The 16,175-nt window shown below is 50.9% G+C and carries 14 protein-coding genes and 2 pseudogenes; 6 read left to right on the top strand and 10 right to left on the bottom strand.

The genetic code is table 11. From position 1 onward, the window contains the following. Positions 1-73 precede the first annotated feature (73 nt). The 3 genes and pseudogenes from tnpC to QQ91_RS17440 all read right to left on the bottom strand — a co-directional run bounded on the left by tnpC (position 74) and on the right by QQ91_RS17440 (position 2,213). Positions 74-1,528: an IS66 family transposase gene (gene tnpC, locus QQ91_RS17430; protein WP_166283294.1), complete on the bottom strand. Its 1,455-nt coding sequence runs from the start codon at positions 1,526-1,528 to the stop codon at positions 74-76. Between the two features lie 226 nt (positions 1,529-1,754). Then, positions 1,755-1,995 (bottom strand): annotated as a pseudogene (locus QQ91_RS17435) (type II toxin-antitoxin system HicA family toxin). Beyond that, complete coding sequence (locus QQ91_RS17440) at positions 1,995-2,213, bottom strand: type II toxin-antitoxin system HicB family antitoxin (protein WP_166283296.1); 219 nt, start codon at positions 2,211-2,213, stop codon at positions 1,995-1,997. The pseudogene QQ91_RS17435 and the gene QQ91_RS17440 overlap by 1 nt, the downstream one beginning before the upstream one ends. A gap of 243 nt (positions 2,214-2,456) precedes the next feature. Between QQ91_RS17440 and QQ91_RS21695 the strand changes: the two genes are divergently transcribed. Further along, positions 2,457-2,579, top strand: a complete 123-nt coding sequence (locus tag QQ91_RS21695) for a hypothetical protein (RefSeq protein ID WP_284707183.1) — start codon at positions 2,457-2,459, stop codon at positions 2,577-2,579. Between the two features lie 61 nt (positions 2,580-2,640). On the opposite strand, the pseudogene QQ91_RS17445 reads toward QQ91_RS21695, so the two are convergent. From QQ91_RS17445 to QQ91_RS17460, 4 genes and pseudogenes are all read right to left on the bottom strand, one after another. Then, positions 2,641-2,853 (bottom strand): annotated as a pseudogene (locus QQ91_RS17445) (GIY-YIG nuclease family protein); the annotation flags it as partial. Between the two features lie 4 nt (positions 2,854-2,857). Further along, complete coding sequence (locus QQ91_RS17450; protein WP_166283300.1) at positions 2,858-3,121, bottom strand: hypothetical protein; 264 nt, start codon at positions 3,119-3,121, stop codon at positions 2,858-2,860. Next, positions 3,118-4,569, bottom strand: coding sequence for a class I SAM-dependent DNA methyltransferase (locus QQ91_RS17455; protein ID WP_166283302.1), 1,452 nt, complete (start codon positions 4,567-4,569; stop codon positions 3,118-3,120). Before QQ91_RS17455 ends, QQ91_RS17450 begins: the two co-directional genes overlap by 4 nt. A gap of 129 nt (positions 4,570-4,698) precedes the next feature. Further along, positions 4,699-5,178, bottom strand: a complete 480-nt coding sequence (locus QQ91_RS17460) for a GNAT family N-acetyltransferase (protein ID WP_166283304.1) — start codon at positions 5,176-5,178, stop codon at positions 4,699-4,701. A 57-nt stretch (positions 5,179-5,235) separates the two neighbouring features. Between QQ91_RS17460 and QQ91_RS17465 the strand changes: the two genes are divergently transcribed. Then, on the top strand, positions 5,236-6,036 hold the full coding sequence (locus QQ91_RS17465; RefSeq protein WP_166283320.1) for a Nif3-like dinuclear metal center hexameric protein: 801 nt from the start codon (positions 5,236-5,238) through the stop codon (positions 6,034-6,036). 24 nt (positions 6,037-6,060) lie between these two features. Here QQ91_RS17465 and aspS read toward each other — a convergent pair whose 3' ends face one another. After that, positions 6,061-7,869 carry an aspartate--tRNA ligase gene (aspS, locus tag QQ91_RS17470; RefSeq protein ID WP_166283306.1) on the bottom strand — a complete coding sequence of 603 codons (1,809 nt, stop codon included), beginning with the start codon at positions 7,867-7,869 and terminating at the stop codon, positions 6,061-6,063. A 285-nt stretch (positions 7,870-8,154) separates the two neighbouring features. Between aspS and QQ91_RS17475 the strand changes: the two genes are divergently transcribed. The 4 genes from QQ91_RS17475 to QQ91_RS17490 all read left to right on the top strand — a co-directional run bounded on the left by QQ91_RS17475 (position 8,155) and on the right by QQ91_RS17490 (position 13,255). Then, positions 8,155-10,617 (top strand): pentapeptide repeat-containing protein, encoded by a 2,463-nt coding sequence (locus QQ91_RS17475; protein WP_166283308.1) that lies wholly within the window; start codon positions 8,155-8,157, stop codon positions 10,615-10,617. A gap of 159 nt (positions 10,618-10,776) precedes the next feature. Then, positions 10,777-11,172 carry a hypothetical protein gene (locus QQ91_RS17480; RefSeq protein WP_166283310.1) on the top strand — a complete coding sequence of 132 codons (396 nt, stop codon included), beginning with the start codon at positions 10,777-10,779 and terminating at the stop codon, positions 11,170-11,172. A 4-nt stretch (positions 11,173-11,176) separates the two neighbouring features. Then, the gene (locus QQ91_RS17485; protein WP_166283312.1) at positions 11,177-12,004 is read left to right on the top strand and encodes an SDR family oxidoreductase; all 828 of its coding nucleotides are present in this window, start codon (positions 11,177-11,179) and stop codon (positions 12,002-12,004) included. A 150-nt stretch (positions 12,005-12,154) separates the two neighbouring features. Next, positions 12,155-13,255 carry a glycosyltransferase family 4 protein gene (locus QQ91_RS17490; protein ID WP_166283314.1) on the top strand — a complete coding sequence of 367 codons (1,101 nt, stop codon included), beginning with the start codon at positions 12,155-12,157 and terminating at the stop codon, positions 13,253-13,255. Here the strand turns inward: QQ91_RS17490 and QQ91_RS17495 are convergent. Beyond that, on the bottom strand, positions 13,236-14,510 hold the full coding sequence (locus QQ91_RS17495) for a glycosyltransferase (RefSeq protein WP_166283316.1): 1,275 nt from the start codon (positions 14,508-14,510) through the stop codon (positions 13,236-13,238). The two genes, QQ91_RS17490 and QQ91_RS17495, sit on opposite strands and share 20 nt — an antisense overlap. Before the next feature lie 49 nt (positions 14,511-14,559). Beyond that, positions 14,560-15,867, bottom strand: a complete 1,308-nt coding sequence (locus QQ91_RS17500; protein ID WP_166283318.1) for an MFS transporter — start codon at positions 15,865-15,867, stop codon at positions 14,560-14,562. Between the last annotated feature and the right edge of the window lie 308 nt (positions 15,868-16,175).

Genomic DNA, 16,175 nt, shown 5'->3' on the forward strand with positions numbered 1-16,175 from the left:
GAGGCTCCATCACTCGTGCCTCAGCCGTTGGGTAACCTTGAAACCCCGATGGCTGCGTAAGCCGCTGGGACGGTTACGGTTCAGGAGGAGGCAATCCACTGCTGGATAGAAGATTGAACAATTCTTGAACCGCATTTTTTCCTTGCAATCGCATCGTTTCCAGAAAGCTGAACATCATGGCGACAAGCTGTCCACCCCAATGACTGCGAGCCCCACCACTGACTTTGCGGTGCACCACGACTGGACGCAAGGCTCGTTCTGCGTCATTGTTATCCGGCTTGACCTCGGGATGCGACAGAAAGGTAAACCACTCGTCCCAATGGCGTTCAAACCGCTGGGCCAGCTTCTGAGCATCGGTTGGCCACCTGCGCTCTAGCGGATGGTCGAGTACATGAGCCAATTCCGCCTCCACAACGACTCGAAAGGTCGCTAGCTGAGACCAACTGATTTCACCGTCATGATATTGCTGGTAGGCTTGGCGAGCGCTATGGAGAATGATGAAAACCTGCTGAGCAAAATAGCGATTTGCGGCAAACCGAGAGCTGGCTAGAGAAACCAATTCCCGCTCAATATGGGCTAGGCATTTCTGTTTGTACGCAGCCTCTTGAAGGCCATACGCACTCCAGCAATCACTGCTGAGAATCCCCGAAAAGTCATCTCCCAAGAGCGACTTGACTTCCTTAGAACTGCGCGTTGGGGCTAAAAACAGCACACATACCGTCTCTGAGGTGGCGACCCACATCCAGTAGTTCACCCCATCCAGACGATAGCTGGTTTCATCCACGCAGCGCACCCCAGGCGATTGGATGTACTGCCACCATCGTTCATAACTGGGATACAGGCTCTCGCAAAACCATTGATGCATTTTGGCTAAACTGCCCTGCGACAGGGGAATGCCAAAGACCGTTTCGACCAGATAGCGTTGCTTCAGCCAACTCAAGTGACCGCCATAGCCTAGCCAGCCCACCACACTGCTCAGCATCCCGCCGTAGCTAAAGTCTTCACGACATCCCACAGGCAACTCTGCATAGCCTTTCCAGTCGCATTCCGGGCACTGATAGGCGGGTCGAACGTACTCCGTTACTTCCACCGGTTGACTCACCAGTTCCGCGATTTGATGGCGACGCAAAGGGGCGTCATCAACCTGCGCCAACGGCTTCCCACACACCGGACACAGCTCCAGTCCCAGTTCTATACACTGATCAATACGCTCAAAGCCATTCCGAGTCGTTCCGGGATGCCCATATTTCGGCCCTTGCTTCTTTTTCCGCCGTTTGATAGCCTTGCCGGGCTTCTTGTGAGCATCTGCTGATGGTGGTTGTGAGCTATTGCGACTATTGCGATTGGTCAGTTTTTTCAGCGTCTCTTTGAGCTGTTCAATCTCGACTGCCATCTGATTGATCTGCGTGCGAAGCCGCTCATTCTCCTCTCGCTGTTGCCGATATTGCTCATACCAATAGGCGGCTCCTTTTTCCTCAGGAGCGCCTTCGTTGGAAACGGCGTTTGGGCATTCATCAGTCGTGCTCATTCTGCTTAAGCTATTGCAAGAACAGCGTTTCAGGTATTCTCATTAACAATTCTTATTGCACTGACCAACTACCCAAAATCCTTGCACTCTCTAAAGCCAACGCCGCACTCTCCTCCAAAATCACCTGCGGGTTATGGCTTGAATTTGCCCACTGACTACGACGCATCATCGTTTTCTTCCCATAAATTCAACCGCTCAGCAAGTTCTTCTGGGCTGGACGGGCTCTCTACACCTGTTCATAAGCCGAAATAAAATCATCCCGCGAGATACCCGACTGAGTGCAAATGCTCCTGAGCGTAGATCCTTATGAAGCACTTGTACGTTGGCAGAGTTAACGGAGTCCTCGTACCATCAGGATTTTCTCGAATCATTGAAATATGCTCCTTTTCCCTAACAACTTCAAATCCAAACTCTCGCAGAACCTTCAACACCTTGGCCTTCGGCGCATCCATTGGAAACTTTGCCATTACACATTGGCCTCAGCCACAAACGCTTCCAGCACAGTAGACTCCGACTCCAACACTGATTCTCCAAAGGTTTCAATATGAAATTGAATCGCCGATCGCACATCCTTGAGCGCATCTTCATAGGTGTCGCCCTCTCCAACCACAACACCCTGAATCCCTAGAGGGTAAGCAACATAACCATCAGAGTGCTTCTCCACAATAATTTTGATTTGTCTCACAGCCCCTTCTCCTTACAATTAACGAGTCATCATCAACAGGTTTTTGGTCGTGCTAATTTCTGCAACCACTGGTTGCAGATTTGGCCTATCCTTATACTCACAATAAAACTGCTGCATCAACTGTAATTCCCCCAATCCCAGAAAATTTCCACACTCTCCCTGTCGGATAAAGGCATCACTCCTTCCCTCTGTTAGCCCTGAGCTGTGAGCTATGAGCTTGTCGAATAGTCGAACCGTCGAAGGGTGGTTGGGCTTCGACTGGCTCAGCGCGAACGGGGGGTGGCTCAGTCCAAACGGGAGTTGGCTCGGCCCGAACGGGGGGTGGCTCAGCGCGAACGGGAGTTGGCTCGGCACGAACGGTTTTAGATTGGGCTAAACGGGACACCTCAGACCAATCGCCACGCATCATGGCTTCCTTTTTTCTTCGGCTCCAACCCTTAATTTGTCGCTCTGAGGCAAGTGCTTCCTCCCTCGTCGCAAATTCTTGAGAGAAAACCAGCTCTACAGGTCGCCGCTTGTAGGTGTAGCTGGTGGGAATAGCCCCAGTCGTATGCTCAGCGAGTCGCCTTTCGAGATTGTCGGTGTGTCCTGTGTAATAGCTGTTATCCACACAGCGCAGAATGTAGACCCAAAATGCCATAATTTCAGCCCTCCACAGCGGTGACGGCTTCGACAAGCTCAGCCTGAACGGTAATACGTCTGGTTATCTTGAGCTTTTTGAAAGATGAAAAAAAGGCTTCGCCAAGCTGAGCCCACATGGGAATACATCCGATCATCCTGAGCTTGTCGAAGAATGGAAAGCAGGCTTCGCCAAGCTGAGCCCGCATGGGAATACATCCGATCATCCTGAGCTTGTCGAAGGATGGAAAGCAGGCTTCGCCAAGCTCAGCTTGAATGGGTAGGTTCACAGCATCCCCCCAATCCCCGCCAAAATCTCCGCACTCTCCGCATCCAACGCCGCAATCTCCGCCAAAATCTCCCTCGGATCTCGCAAAGGCTCCTCCTCCGGTGCATTCGGATTTTTCACCGACAAATCAAACGACTCCGGGTCAACCTCCGCCACATCCAACAGCCAAGACCGCTCCGACTCCTTAAAACTTGCCTGAAACTCCACAAACTCCCGCAAATCCTCATCATTCAGCGGATTCGTCTTGCCCAAACTCCGTCCCGGATCAAGCTGATAAAACCAAACCTTCTGAGTCGGTGTGCCCTTCTCAAAAAACAACACCACCGTCTTCACCCCAGCCCCAATAAACGTCCCCCCAGGGCAATCCAACACCGTATGCAAATTGCAACTGCTCAATAACTCCCGCCGCAGCGCCCGCGAGGCATTATCCGAATTCGACAAAAACGTATTCTTAATCACCACCGCCCCACGGCCTCCCCGCCTCAGCAGCTTGATAAAATGCTGCAAAAACAGAAACGCCGTCTCCCCCGTCTTAATCGGAAAATTTTGCTGAACCTCCTTGCGCTCCTTGCCCCCAAACGGCGGATTCGCCAAAATCACATCAAAGCGGTGCTTATCCTGCACATCGCTCAAATTTTCCGCCAGCGTATTCGTGTGGATAATATTCGGCGCATCAATCCCATGCAAAATCATGTTCATAATGCCGATCACATAGGCCAGACTCTTCTTCTCCTTGCCCGTAAAGGTTTGAGTCTGTAATTCCTCAAGCTGCCGCGTCGTTAACTGACCCCGTCGCAAAAACTCATAGGCCTCGCATAAAAAGCCCGCCGACCCGCAAGCCCCATCATAAATCCGCTCCCCCAACTGCGGCTGAACCACCGCAATCATCGCCCGAATCAAAGGACGCGGCGTGTAATACTCCCCGCCATTGCGCCCCGCATTCCCCATATTCTTGATCTTCGCCTCATACAAATGAGACAGCTCGTGCTTCTCCTCCTGAGAACCAAACCGCAGCTCATCCACATATTCCAACGCATCGCGTAAGCTATACCCACTCTGGAACTTGTTCTTAATCTCGCCAAAAATTTCCCCAATCTTGTACTCAATCGTATTAGGACTACTCGCCCGCGCCTTGAACCCCTGCAAATAGGGAAACAAGTCCCCATTCACAAACTCAATCAAATCATCCCCCGTCAGCGCATGGTCATGATCTAGCTCGCCCTCAGCATCCTTCGGAGCCGCCCAACTCGACCAACGATAGGGTTCATCCAGCAAAAACGTATACGCCTTACCCATCAGCGCCGCCGCCATCCACCGTTCCTGCTCCAAATCATCCAGATACTTTAAAAACAACAGCCACGACGTTTGCTCCGTATAGTCCAGCTCCGTCGTGCAACCCGCCTCCTTCCAGAGGACATCATCAATATTTTTAAAGGTCTGCTCAAACATAAACCCACCACAGCCGCCGACACACAACATCAACCCCAGCAAAATCCCTCATCCCCAAGCCCATCAGCCCCCAGATGAAGTCCCAAAAAACGCCCACCAACAGTTTACCCGCTCCAGTTCGCCCAATTTTCAAAGATATTTCACATAAGCGCGATCGCACCGTTGCGTTTCCACCTGGTCGTAGGGCTGGTATCCGTTTTTCTCGTATAGCGCCACGGCTTCCTGCAACACCGAAGCCGTTTCCACCAAAATAGAGTGATAGCCTGCCTGCTGAATTTCCGTCTCCAGTTGGGTCAGTAAAAATTGCCCCAGTCCCTGGCCACGGGCCGTTGTCTCAAGATACATCTTGCGAATTTCTACCCGTTGCTTTCCCTGGCCCAAGGGCAAAAAAGCCGCAGTGCCCACCAGCTGGCTGGATCGCTCCACCACCCAAAACTGCCCGTTCGCGGCGTGGTAAGCCTGTTCCACCTGGACCACATCCTGGTCAGCCCCCTGCGGTTCCCAGCCCAGATGATATTCCGCCAGCACCCGGCCAATCAGATCAGCCGCCGCCGCGCGATCGCCGGGAGTCCAATCGCGGATGAGATACTCGTGATAGCGTTTGTACATAGCAAAACCGAACAGAGCAAAACCGAACAGAGCAAAACTAACAAAAACACCATGGGGATCAGCATTCAGGCCTTAATTGCGCGCTTTGAAACCTGGGCCAACCCGCAGTGGCAGGAGTCCTGGGATAACTGTGGTTGGCAGATCCAGCCGGATATTCTAGCCGCGCCACCGCGCATTTTAGTCTGTTTGACCCCCACCTTAGCGGTGATGGCAGAAGCGATCGCCCTCAAAGCCCAAGGCATCCCGATTAACCTGATTTTTGCCCACCATCCCCTCATCTTTGGTGGGGTGTCCTCCTTGCGAATGGATGATCCCATTGGGAAAATGGCGCATCTGGCCTATGGGCACAACATTGGTCTCTACAGCGCCCACACGAACTTTGACCAGGTGGCTGACGGCACCGCCGATGTCTTGGCCCAACTCTTGAACTTGCAACAGGTCACCCCCATCCAAGAAACCCAGGCAGGACTGGGGTATGGTCGGGTGGGTCAACTGCCCCAAACCATGACCTTGGCCCGCTTGCTCACCCTCATTGACGAAAAACTCACCCCTCCGCGTCTGATCTATTCCCCCTATGAAAATTTAGAGCAAAGCATTGATCGCGTTGCGGTGCTCGGTGGGTCAGGCGCGAGCTATATTGCTGCCGTGGTGCAGACTGGCGCCCAGGTTTATCTGACCAGCGACTGTAAGTTTCACCAGTTTCAAGAGAGCCGCGATCGCAACTTAGTCCTGGTGGATGCCGGACATTACGCCACCGAACGTCCTGCCTGCGCCAAGCTCTGCGATCGCCTCTTGGAACTGGGGGCGCAGCTGACCCGCTTAAGTCGGAACGATGAAGACTTTCGCCAGTTTTTTTAGCGGTAGTAAAACGGCCCCGTGTCCCTAAAGACCTTGCTCGGGACTCTCCTGATCCGCCACATAGGTGGAGACAACTTCCAGCTCCTTAAGCTGGCGATCGTCCACCTTAGCCGGTGCCCCCGTCAGCAAACAGCGCGCCTGCTGGGTCTTGGGAAAGGCGATGGTGTCGCGGATAGATTCTTCATCGGCCAAAATCATCACCAGCCGATCCAGACCATAGGCAATCCCGCCGTGGGGTGGCGCGCCATAGTTGAAGGCCTCGACTAAAAAGCCAAACTTGTTGTGTGCTTCTGCCTCCGAGAGGCCAATGGTGCTAAACACCTGCTTTTGCACCTGCGGCTGGTGGATGCGCACGCTACCGCCACCAATTTCTAGCCCGTTGTAGACCAAGTCGTAGGCCTGGGATCGGGCTGTTTTGAGGTCAGCCAAATCCTCAGGTTTCGGTGCGGTAAAGGGGTGATGTAGCGCCTCCAAGCGCTGCTCCTCCGCATTCCACTCAAACATCGGAAAATCCGTGACCCAAAGGATACTGGAGTGCTGCGGATCAATCAGCCCCAACTCTTCTCCGAGCACCAGTCGCAGTCGTGAGAGCGAAGCATTCACAATGTTGGTGGCGCCTGCCCCAAACAGCAGCAGATCCCCTGCCTGGGCCTGAGTGCGGGCCAGCAACTCCTGGGTAATCTCTGGGGTGAGGTTCTCCTTAATGGCCCCAATGGTGTCCAGGTCGCCATTTTCTCGGACGCGGATGTAGGCCAGTCCTCGGGCTCCGGCTTCGCTGGCCTCCCGAAATAGATCGCCGCCGGGCTTGATGCGCACGTTGGAAACCTTGGCATTGCCGCCGGGCACCGGCAGCACCTTCACAGCTCCCCCCTGGGCGATCGCCCCAGAAAAAACCTTAAATCCGCAGTCTTTGAACAGATCAGACACATTCACCAGCTTCATGGAAAACCGTGTATCCGGGCGATCGGTGCCGTATTGATCCATGGCCTCCTGGTAGGTCATGCGCGGAATAGGATGGGGCAAATCGATGCCCCTAATCACCTTGAATACCTGCCGCATCAGACCTTCGTTTAGGTCCATGATCTCATCCTGGGACATGAAGCTCATCTCCATATCCAGCTGGGTAAATTCTGGCTGGCGATCGGCCCGTAGATCCTCATCCCGGAAGCAGCGGGCAATTTGGTAGTAGCGGTCGTAGCCGCTAATCATCAGCAGTTGCTTGAACAACTGGGGCGACTGGGGCAGCGCAAACCACTCGCCTGGGTTGACGCGACTGGGCACCAGAAAATCCCTGGCCCCTTCCGGGGTGGATCGTGTCAGCACAGGGGTTTCAATTTCCAGAAAGTTTTCCTGATCCTCTAGATAGCGACGAATGGTTTTGACCACTTCATGGCGCAGCTTCAGGTTGGCCTGCATGCGATCGCGGCGTAGATCCAGATAGCGGTATTTCAGCCGTAGCTCCTCGCGCACGCCGTCGGTATCAGTCTTAGAGACCTGAAACGGCAGCTGCTGATGCACCGGGTTGAGCACCTCAATGCGTTCGGCGTAGATTTCGATGGTGCCCGTGGGTAGCTTTGGATTCAAGGACTCTGCCGGGCGCTTAGTGACCCGCCCCTCCACCTGAATCACGTATTCGTTCCGCAGGGATTCAGCCAGGGGATAGGTCTTGGGGGTGCGTTCGGGATCGCTGACAATTTGGATGATCCCGGTGCGATCGCGCAGATCAATAAAAATAACGCCTCCATGATCGCGGCGACGGTCGACCCAACCATTTAGAACCACCCTCTGGTCTAAGTCTTCCGTACGAACTTCTCCGCAATAGTGGGTACGCATGATGTAATCGTCGACTGAATAAAAAAAGGAAAACCTTTCCATTATCGCAGTCAGTCGTCACTTCCTGCTAGACATCAGGGGTAATTGGGGGGTAATTGGGGGGCAATTCAATTGGGAAGCCGCTCAGGATTGAATTCCTATGACAATTATTTGACAAATCCCATTTACAAAGTGAAAAGTATTCACATCTCTCCTGCGGGGGAGAGGTGGTGGTGCTTTTTTCCCTGGGGACGATGGCGTTCAATCGTAGCCCAGGAGTTTAGGGTCATTGAGGAGGGTCCTTTCATGGGAGTTTGGTCCAAGGCAGGCGCGGTTTCTGTGGTGGCGATGGCCGCTGGGGTTCTATGGCTTGATCAGGCTGCTCAAGCCCAGTCAGCTTCTCCGGCATTACAGACCTTATTAACCCTGCGATCTTGTCAAGCCTGCGACTTCAGTAATCAAGACTTAAGGGGGCAAGATTTAAGGGGGGTTGATCTGAACAATGCCAATCTGAGCAATGCCAATCTGAGTAATGCTGATCTCTCGGGTGCAAATTTGACGGGGGCAAACCTCTACCTGACGCAGTTCCAGGGCGCAAATTTGACGGGGGCAACATTATCTGAAAGCAATCTCAGAGGTGCAAACCTAGCCGGTGCAAACCTGCAGGACAGTCAACTCAACGGCAGCGATGCAGCCTACAGTAATTTCAACCAGGCAAATTTAACCGGAGTGCAGGCGGATAATGCCAATCTCAGTGATGCAGACCTGTCCGGGGCAAATCTGACGGGGGCTTCTCTGATTAAAACCAATCTACGCTATGCCAAGTTAATCGAAGCCAATCTCACCCAGGTGGATCTCTCTCAGACTCAACTGGGCGGAGCCGATACCACCAATGCAATTTTGCCCGATCCGGACCAGACTGTGGCTCAAACCTCAGAGGTTTCAGAAGTTAACAGGGTTTCAGAAGTCAACAGTCAGTCAGACTCGTTGGAAAGTCCTTCCTCAGACTTGGCTCTCAGCGACTCCAGCCCAGGGTCTAATTTTTCAACAAACTTTCAGGCTAGCGAAAGTCCGCTGGCAAGCATCCCTTTTCAGCGTCCGACAGCGCAGCACCTGAGAAAAGGTGACTTTTTAATCGATGCAAATGTGCGGCTCTTTGACATCAATAATCTAGATGTTCGGGGGTCAGATGAAGGAACGCCATTTTGGCCAGGCGTAGGTGTGCGCTGGGGCATCACGAACAGCTCAGAGTTGGGTTTGGCTTTCTACAACTTTGACGCGGGCTCGCTGGAGCGTCAAGGGGCGTTTGATCCCTTCTTAATTGATGAGAAACCGACGTGGGATGTTGCGATTGAGTTTAAGCAAAAGATCTGGGAAAACGACTCAAAAACTTTGGCAGTTAGCGGTGCTGCCTCCTTAGCAGGGCTCACTGAACCCAGCTTTGGCTGGGGGGGCACGAACCAAACTGCGGAGGGGAATAGCATTGTTCCCAGCCTGGCGTTTCCTGTTACCGCAACCGTCAGTGAGCGACTGAATTTAACACTTTCGCCCACGGCAGCTTTTTTCCCATCGGACAGCGCCTTGTTTCTCCATACCCTGCCTCAGCCAAACTCTGGATCCTTTGGGACAACAGTGGGACTAACTGGCGCAATTTCTTATCTGGTACACCCCCGGTTGCTGCTTTGGGGAGATGTCTTCTACCCCTTTGTTGGGAACAACAGCATCAACTCAACCACGGGGTTGCCCGCTAAAACACCGGCCTTCAATGCTGGAGCCCGTTATCTCCTGAACCCGAGACTGGGGGTTAATATTTTTGCCACTAACACCTTCGGAAGTTTTGGGCCGGTATCGCTGACCGCAGACCGGGATAATGTTGGGTTTGGCTTTGGCTTTGTGACTCTTCCTACGCTTGGAGCTAACCGCAAAAACTACCCCAACAGTTTTGATGGCCAGGTTTACAAGTCTGATACTCCTCTTACCACCGATGGGTTTGGCTTTTTCGATGGTGGAACTGTCCCGGAAGGAAAAATATTAGCTCAGATTCAGGGCGGGACCCAAGGGATTATGACCGCCTTACGAATTGGAGCTGTTCGTGACCTTGAATTGAGCGCTTATTTAGATTATGTCTTCGGTAACGTTGATGAGTCAGAGCAGGGAGTCAACGCTAAATTTAGATTCTTAAATCAAGCGGATGGTGCTCCGTTGACCCTCAGCGTTGCGGCCAGTTTAGGGGTTGGAAACGAACCCATCATTAACATTCGAGATAACAATGCTCAAGCCTTTGCCAACCAAGGCACGGACAAGTCTATCCCCTTTCTTTTTGGAGGGAGATTAAGTGAAGGCGATGGGCTTTATGTAGTAACTGCATCGATTCCAGCCCAATATCAATTCAGCAAAAATACGGCGGTTTGGGCAACGCCTACCGTTGGGTTCGTGCAGCGAAGTGGGTTAACCTTTGCGGGAGTCAATGCGGGTGCCTCTGTTGGGGTTTTCCAAGATGTGAGCCTCCTGGCGGAGGTGGGTGCAACCTTCGGCGGTGACGGAAACGCCTTCATTGGCAATCGCCTTGTCGATCGAATTCCCTGGAGTTTTGGGGTTCGCTGGCAACCGTCTGAGATTTTTGGAATTAACTTTAAAGATAAGCTGGCAAGGCCTAGTTTGGAGCTTTTTGTGACCAATCGGGTCGGATCTTCTGCGTTCCAACAACTTCGAGTCAGGGAAGGAAATGACCCGGCCTTTGGACTAGGAGTCTCTTTTCCACTCTTCTAGAAAATATGGTCTAGTAGAGGTGTCTTCGCCTTGGTTAGGACCCAGTGCAGCTAGTTTTTGTTCGATATTTGTATCAACAAAACGCTTCTGTGAACTTTTATGAAATTCCTAAATCTTTTTCATGAGTCATTGTGGATCGTGCAGGTATGGATGGGGATTTTGAGTAAGTTCTTTGCTATCTGCTGGGGCTCTAGTGCTGGAGGTCAAGCTTATCTATCGCTAGGTCCGGTCCATCGTGTGGGAATGATCCCGGCAAACGCAGCTGTTTCAACCCTGATTGGGGATCCCTGTTGGGCGCTTCAGCTTTCGCAGCAGCTCTGTCGGTGGGTCATTAACGGGCAACCGATGATCTTGATGATCTTCGCGTCTGTTGCCTATAATGCCGCTTGCCAAGGGAAACCCCTAGGCAGCGCTCATTCCGATGCCCGAATTCGCTCCACCGTGGCAATTTTGGTGAAGGAGATAGGCCAGCCCGCGCCGGAGTCGTTTCAAGGGCGGCTGCCCTATTGGAGGCGATCGCGGATGAGCTCTGAGCTGGTCCAGTCGCAGGATTAGATTGATGTCTGTTCCTCGTCCTCACGCGATTATTACCGGTGGATCTAGCGGTATTGGCAAGGCGATCGCCCGACAGTTTCTCCAACGAAACGCCCACATTACCTTGATTGCACGCAGATCAGCGGTACTGTTGCAAGCGAAGTCTGAGCTAGAGATGGGTAAGGAGGACAACGATCAGCAGATATTAATTCTAACCGCCGATGTCTCGGTCGAGGAGCAGATCTCAGCCGCGATCGCCCAGGCCATTCAAATCCACGGTTCTCCCAACTGGCTGATTCTCTCAGCCGGTGTTGCCCGTCCAGGATTATTTCAGGATCTTCCTCTGGCGGTTTTTGAGCAAACTATGGCGACTAACTATTTTGGTTCGTTGTATAGCTTGAAGGCCGCCTTGCCAGCGATGCAAGCTCAAGGGGAAGGTCATGTTGTTTTCATTGCTTCTGGGGCTGGATTAGTTGGTTTCTACGGATATTCTCCCTATAGCGCGAGTAAATTTGCCCTAAGGGGTTTAGCGGAATCGCTACGGGGTGAGCTGCAGCCCCTCGGCTTGCGGGTTTCTATTGTTTATCCCCCGGATACCGACACTCCTCAGCTGGCAGCAGAGCAGTTAACCAAGCCTTTAGCGACGCAAATGATTACGGCCACCGCCCAAACTTGGACGCCAGAGGCGGTGGCGGCCACTATTGTTGCAGGGATTGATCGTCAGGTGTTTACCATTACGCCAGGCTGGGAAATGACTTTGCTGGAACGATTGCACAGCTTAATTGCGCCGCTCCTTCAGAACTATTGCGATCGCCTGGTGGCGCGGGCAACTCGTCGGGCTTTTCCCCCTTGAACTCGTCTCTCAGCAAAGTTGTCTGTCAGCGATTTGATCTTCATATAAATTTTTTTGATGTTCTGTTGAGACCAAGGGAATTCCGTAAGCCTTCCATTCAGCGTTGCCAGTCCTTAGAATTGCCCCTTGAGCATCATCCTGGAAGACTTCATGAAAATAATTTACGTTTCGCATCTTCACCCTCCTCTAGATGCCCCAACAGATAACATTGGCGGTACCCAAACTGTCAGTTCGCAAGTGCTACAAACACTTCAGCAGCGATCCGACGTGGTGGTCCACCCTGTGGTTTTGTCAACCCCGCAGCCAGGGATGGTACTACCTACTGCCCGATTTCTCGTCCAGCTATATCGCACTTTGCCTCAGATTGTCACCGCAGAAAACGCTGACGCTGTGTTTTTTATCTCCATGGTAACGGCATCGATCTCAGCGCTCAGGCGAAGGGCGATCCCGGTCCCGATGTTTGCTTTGACCCACGGGCATGACGTCATATGGCCCTTTGGCCCCTACCAACAGCTTGTTAGGCAGGTATTTCAGAATTTAGATGGCGTCATCTCAGTCTCTCGGGCAACTCAGACTGCTTGTTTGGACAGGGGCCTATCTCCAGAAAAAAGCATTGTCGTGCCGAATGGTTTAATGCTTCAGCCCAATCGTTCCTATGACCCGGATAAGGCCAAGCGATTACTTGCTCAAGCTCTAGACCTTGACCTAGAGGGGCAGCGCCTCCTTATTAGTGTAGGGCGACAAATTCGTCGTAAGGGCCACCAGTGGTTCATTGATCAGGTTTTTCCCCGAGTTCAGACCCCCGCAATTTATCTTTGCATTGGGACAGGACCTGAGGCAAAGGCAATTGCCCAAGCTAAACAGCGATCGACAAAATCCAGTCACATTGTTTTACCCGGCCGCCTTCCCCAATCGCTGTTGCGTCTGGCCTACGATGCCGCAGATTTATTCCTGATGCCAAATATTCCCGTTCCTGGTGATATGGAAGGATTTGGGGTGGTTATTCTGGAAGCTAATGAAGCAAGAACTCCAGTCATCGCTACGGATTTAGAAGGCATCAGAGACGTTATTCGAGAAGGCGTGAATGGCTATCTCGTTGACCCTCTGGCTCCTCAGAAATTCGCAAATTGTATTGACACTACTCTAAATCAGGGCTACGGACATCTAAGTCATGCCTGTTATCAACATCTATTTAAGACCTATGAATGGTCTCACATCTGCGATCAATACCTTAATTTTTTTCAACAATAGGGGCTGCTGATCGATCGGGATTCTTAGGCCGTTGTTCTGCAATCATGGACTGCCAAAAATTAACTAAATTTTGAATAGTTTTTTCCCAACTATATTGGGTTACAGACTCTCGACCTCGCTGTCCCATACTTATTCTCAATGCTTCATCTATGATGAGGGTCGATAGTTTTTGGCAGAAATCTTCCATATCTCCCGGTCTGTAAAGATAGCCATTCCATCCATGGACAATGTTCTCTGTTACGCCACCTCGGTTAGGGGCGAGAACTGGGATGGCGGCGGCAAATGCCTCTAAAATGGTCAGTCCTCGGGTTTCTTTTTCTGAAGTTGTGACATGGATATCGCAATTGGAGAGTAACTCTGGAACATCACCGGGTGGGACCCTTCCAAGGAAATAGGGCTCAATCTGAAGTTGCTGCAAACTAGATTGGATCTCAAGGCGCGTTGGTCCTTCCCCTGCAATGATAATTGCGATTTTTTCAAGCCCGATTTTGTTTTGTAGAGACTTAAAAGCCTGGAGTGTAAAACTCCATCCTTTATCAGGAGTCAGACGTCCTAGAAAGATTATTTTAATCCTATCCTCAATCTGCTTAATCTTGTATTTTTCTCGAAAGAAATAGGGGTGTGGTTTACATTTTCGGAAATTTCCTGGCTCAAATCCAAGCAGATTTTCATACTGAAGATTTTTGATTCCTAGGTCGAGCAATTTTTGGTGAGTCACTCGACTTGAAACTAAGGTTTTATCGTAGGAATTGTAAACAGATATAATTAGAAGCTTAGATAAAGAAATAATTATGTTTACTGCCAGTTTTGGGAGTGAAAAATAATCCTCAATGTATTCTAAAAAATTAGTTCTAAAAAAACTCACACAGGGAATATTGTGGGCCCTAGCATAGGCCAGTCCCGGCGATCGCCAGAACCCCAGAAAGAGTCTTTCTGGCTCATCAACATGAATGATGTCCGGTTGGAAGGTTGTTAGCGCTGCCATTAGATCGCGATAGGCAAAGAACGAAACATTGCGCTCAAAATCTAAATCCATAAAGGGAGTACTTCTCAGACTGATGACCTTGATCCCGGGTAAAATTTCTCCAGTGTAGTTCTCCCAGTCTGGATAAATGTGGCTTAGAGCGCTGTAATCTGGGCAAAAGAGCAAGACCTGATGTCCCCATTGACTCAGCTTTTGAAGCCTCTGCATTCCGCTGACGGTAACCCCATCAATGACGGGTAAAAACCCAGAGGTGATAATTGCAATTCGCATGAAGTTGCGCTTCTACGCTAAAATTTGAAGGCTGAAGAATATCGAATGTTTAGTGAATGGAAGCTGCTTGGTGAGCTAAGCTCTGATCACTGTTTAAGTTTATCAATTGTCTATTGCGAGATGCCAAAATAGCTGCAGCGATTTTTATTACTCCCAAGAACAATAAAAAAACGCTAATGCCTGCTCCCATAGGATTAGTGGCATGGTTGCGTAGGAGGTAAGTCCCCGCTAGAGATGCGAGCAACGGATCAAAAAACTGATCAATCATTAATCCAGTAATTGCGTAAGCAAGAATCATGGCTCCCCGCTGGAACATCAGCTGCAGCGAGAAAACTCTTCCCTGGAGCGCTTGCGGCACTTGTTCCTGCCAAATTGCCTTACTAGATCCCATGATGATTGGATCCGCAAATAAATACAGACTCACCCCTAGCCCCGCTAACATCCAGGATTTCTGTACCCCTATCCCTAACAGAACAACAACACCTCCCTGGAGGCCTGTCAGCATCAAAATCTGAAAAATTCGGTGTTTTGTCCCTCCCCACACGCTCATAGCCAAGCTTCCTATGAGATAGCCACAGCCTGCAGCAGAGACAAGTAGACCAAACCTGGGAGCAGAACCGAGTTTGAGAACCAGAAGCCAAAATGCCAAATCAAACATACCAATGGTGAAATAGGTCCAGATGATGTATTTCCACAGCTGAAATAGACCCTGTTTAGCACGAATAAATTGCCAAGACTGCTTTGATTCCCTCAGCAGTTGTTTGAGTCCTATGCCAGGAGACGGCTGGCTCTTTTGATGAAGTTTTGGAAAGCGAACGCTTAGCAGTGTGAACAGCGACACCCCAAAGCTAAATACATCAATCAAGAGTAGGCCTTGCAGTTGGATCAGTTCTAAAAGTATTACGGCCAACAGTGGGGTCAAGATTCGAGACACTGCCAGAGGAATATCAGTCATGCCATTTGCTCGACCATAGTGCTGGTTAGGCACAAGCTGGGCGATCGCAGCACTGTAAGCTGGTGTTGCTAAGGCTTGGGAGATAGCAAGGATGGGAACTCCAATGTAAATATGCCAAAGCTGTAGTTGCCCGAACCAGACCAGTAGCAGTGCAACCAGGCTACAGGTTGCACCTAGACAGTCACTGATCAGCATGGTCCAGCGACGGTTCCAGCGATCGATCAGGGATCCGGTCAGCGGTGTTATCACAATATTCGGCAGATACATCAAAATAACCAGGGTCGCGATTTGGGTTACTGAGTCCATGGATTGGTAAGCCCAAATCGCCAGCGCAAACTCGGCAAGTTTTGAACCCATTATTGAGACAAATTGCCCTAGCCAAACCTTTAAAAAGACATGCATAAACTAATATTGATAATTTGAGGGTTGATCTCCAGTCAAGAACCTCGTTAACGACGACATTCTGTCTAAGACGGTCATGTAGCCATGCTGAGAGGATAGTAGCACATAGATCGAAAAACAGTGCCCGATATCAAAAGGGATTGAAAGTTTTGTGCCGAAATTTTTTCGTTTAGGATGAATCAGCAATGAATACAGCTCGTCAATACTAAATACGCACTGACATTATTTATTTCACATAGATCGGAAAATGGTGCTTGATGCCAAAAGAGCTTGAAAGTCTTACACTGCAATCATTCTGATTTGGATGA

Origin of the sequence: Lyngbya confervoides BDU141951, assembly GCF_000817775.3 — a bacterium.
GTDB classification, from domain to species: domain Bacteria; phylum Cyanobacteriota; class Cyanobacteriia; order Thermosynechococcales; family Thermosynechococcaceae; genus Lyngbya; species Lyngbya confervoides.

Coding starts and splice junctions, on each gene's coding strand:
- tnpC (WP_166283294.1), bottom strand. CDS start 1,528: ATGAGCACGACTGATGAATGCCCAAACGCCGTTTCCAACGAAGGCGCT.
- QQ91_RS17455 (WP_166283302.1), bottom strand. CDS start 4,569: ATGTTTGAGCAGACCTTTAAAAATATTGATGATGTCCTCTGGAAGGAG.
- QQ91_RS17460 (WP_166283304.1), bottom strand. CDS start 5,178: ATGTACAAACGCTATCACGAGTATCTCATCCGCGATTGGACTCCCGGC.
- aspS (WP_166283306.1), bottom strand. CDS start 7,869: ATGCGTACCCACTATTGCGGAGAAGTTCGTACGGAAGACTTAGACCAG.
- QQ91_RS17475 (WP_166283308.1), top strand. CDS start 8,155: ATGGGAGTTTGGTCCAAGGCAGGCGCGGTTTCTGTGGTGGCGATGGCC.
- QQ91_RS17485 (WP_166283312.1), top strand. CDS start 11,177: ATGTCTGTTCCTCGTCCTCACGCGATTATTACCGGTGGATCTAGCGGT.
- QQ91_RS17490 (WP_166283314.1), top strand. CDS start 12,155: ATGAAAATAATTTACGTTTCGCATCTTCACCCTCCTCTAGATGCCCCA.
- QQ91_RS17495 (WP_166283316.1), bottom strand. CDS start 14,510: ATGCGAATTGCAATTATCACCTCTGGGTTTTTACCCGTCATTGATGGG.
- QQ91_RS17500 (WP_166283318.1), bottom strand. CDS start 15,867: ATGCATGTCTTTTTAAAGGTTTGGCTAGGGCAATTTGTCTCAATAATG.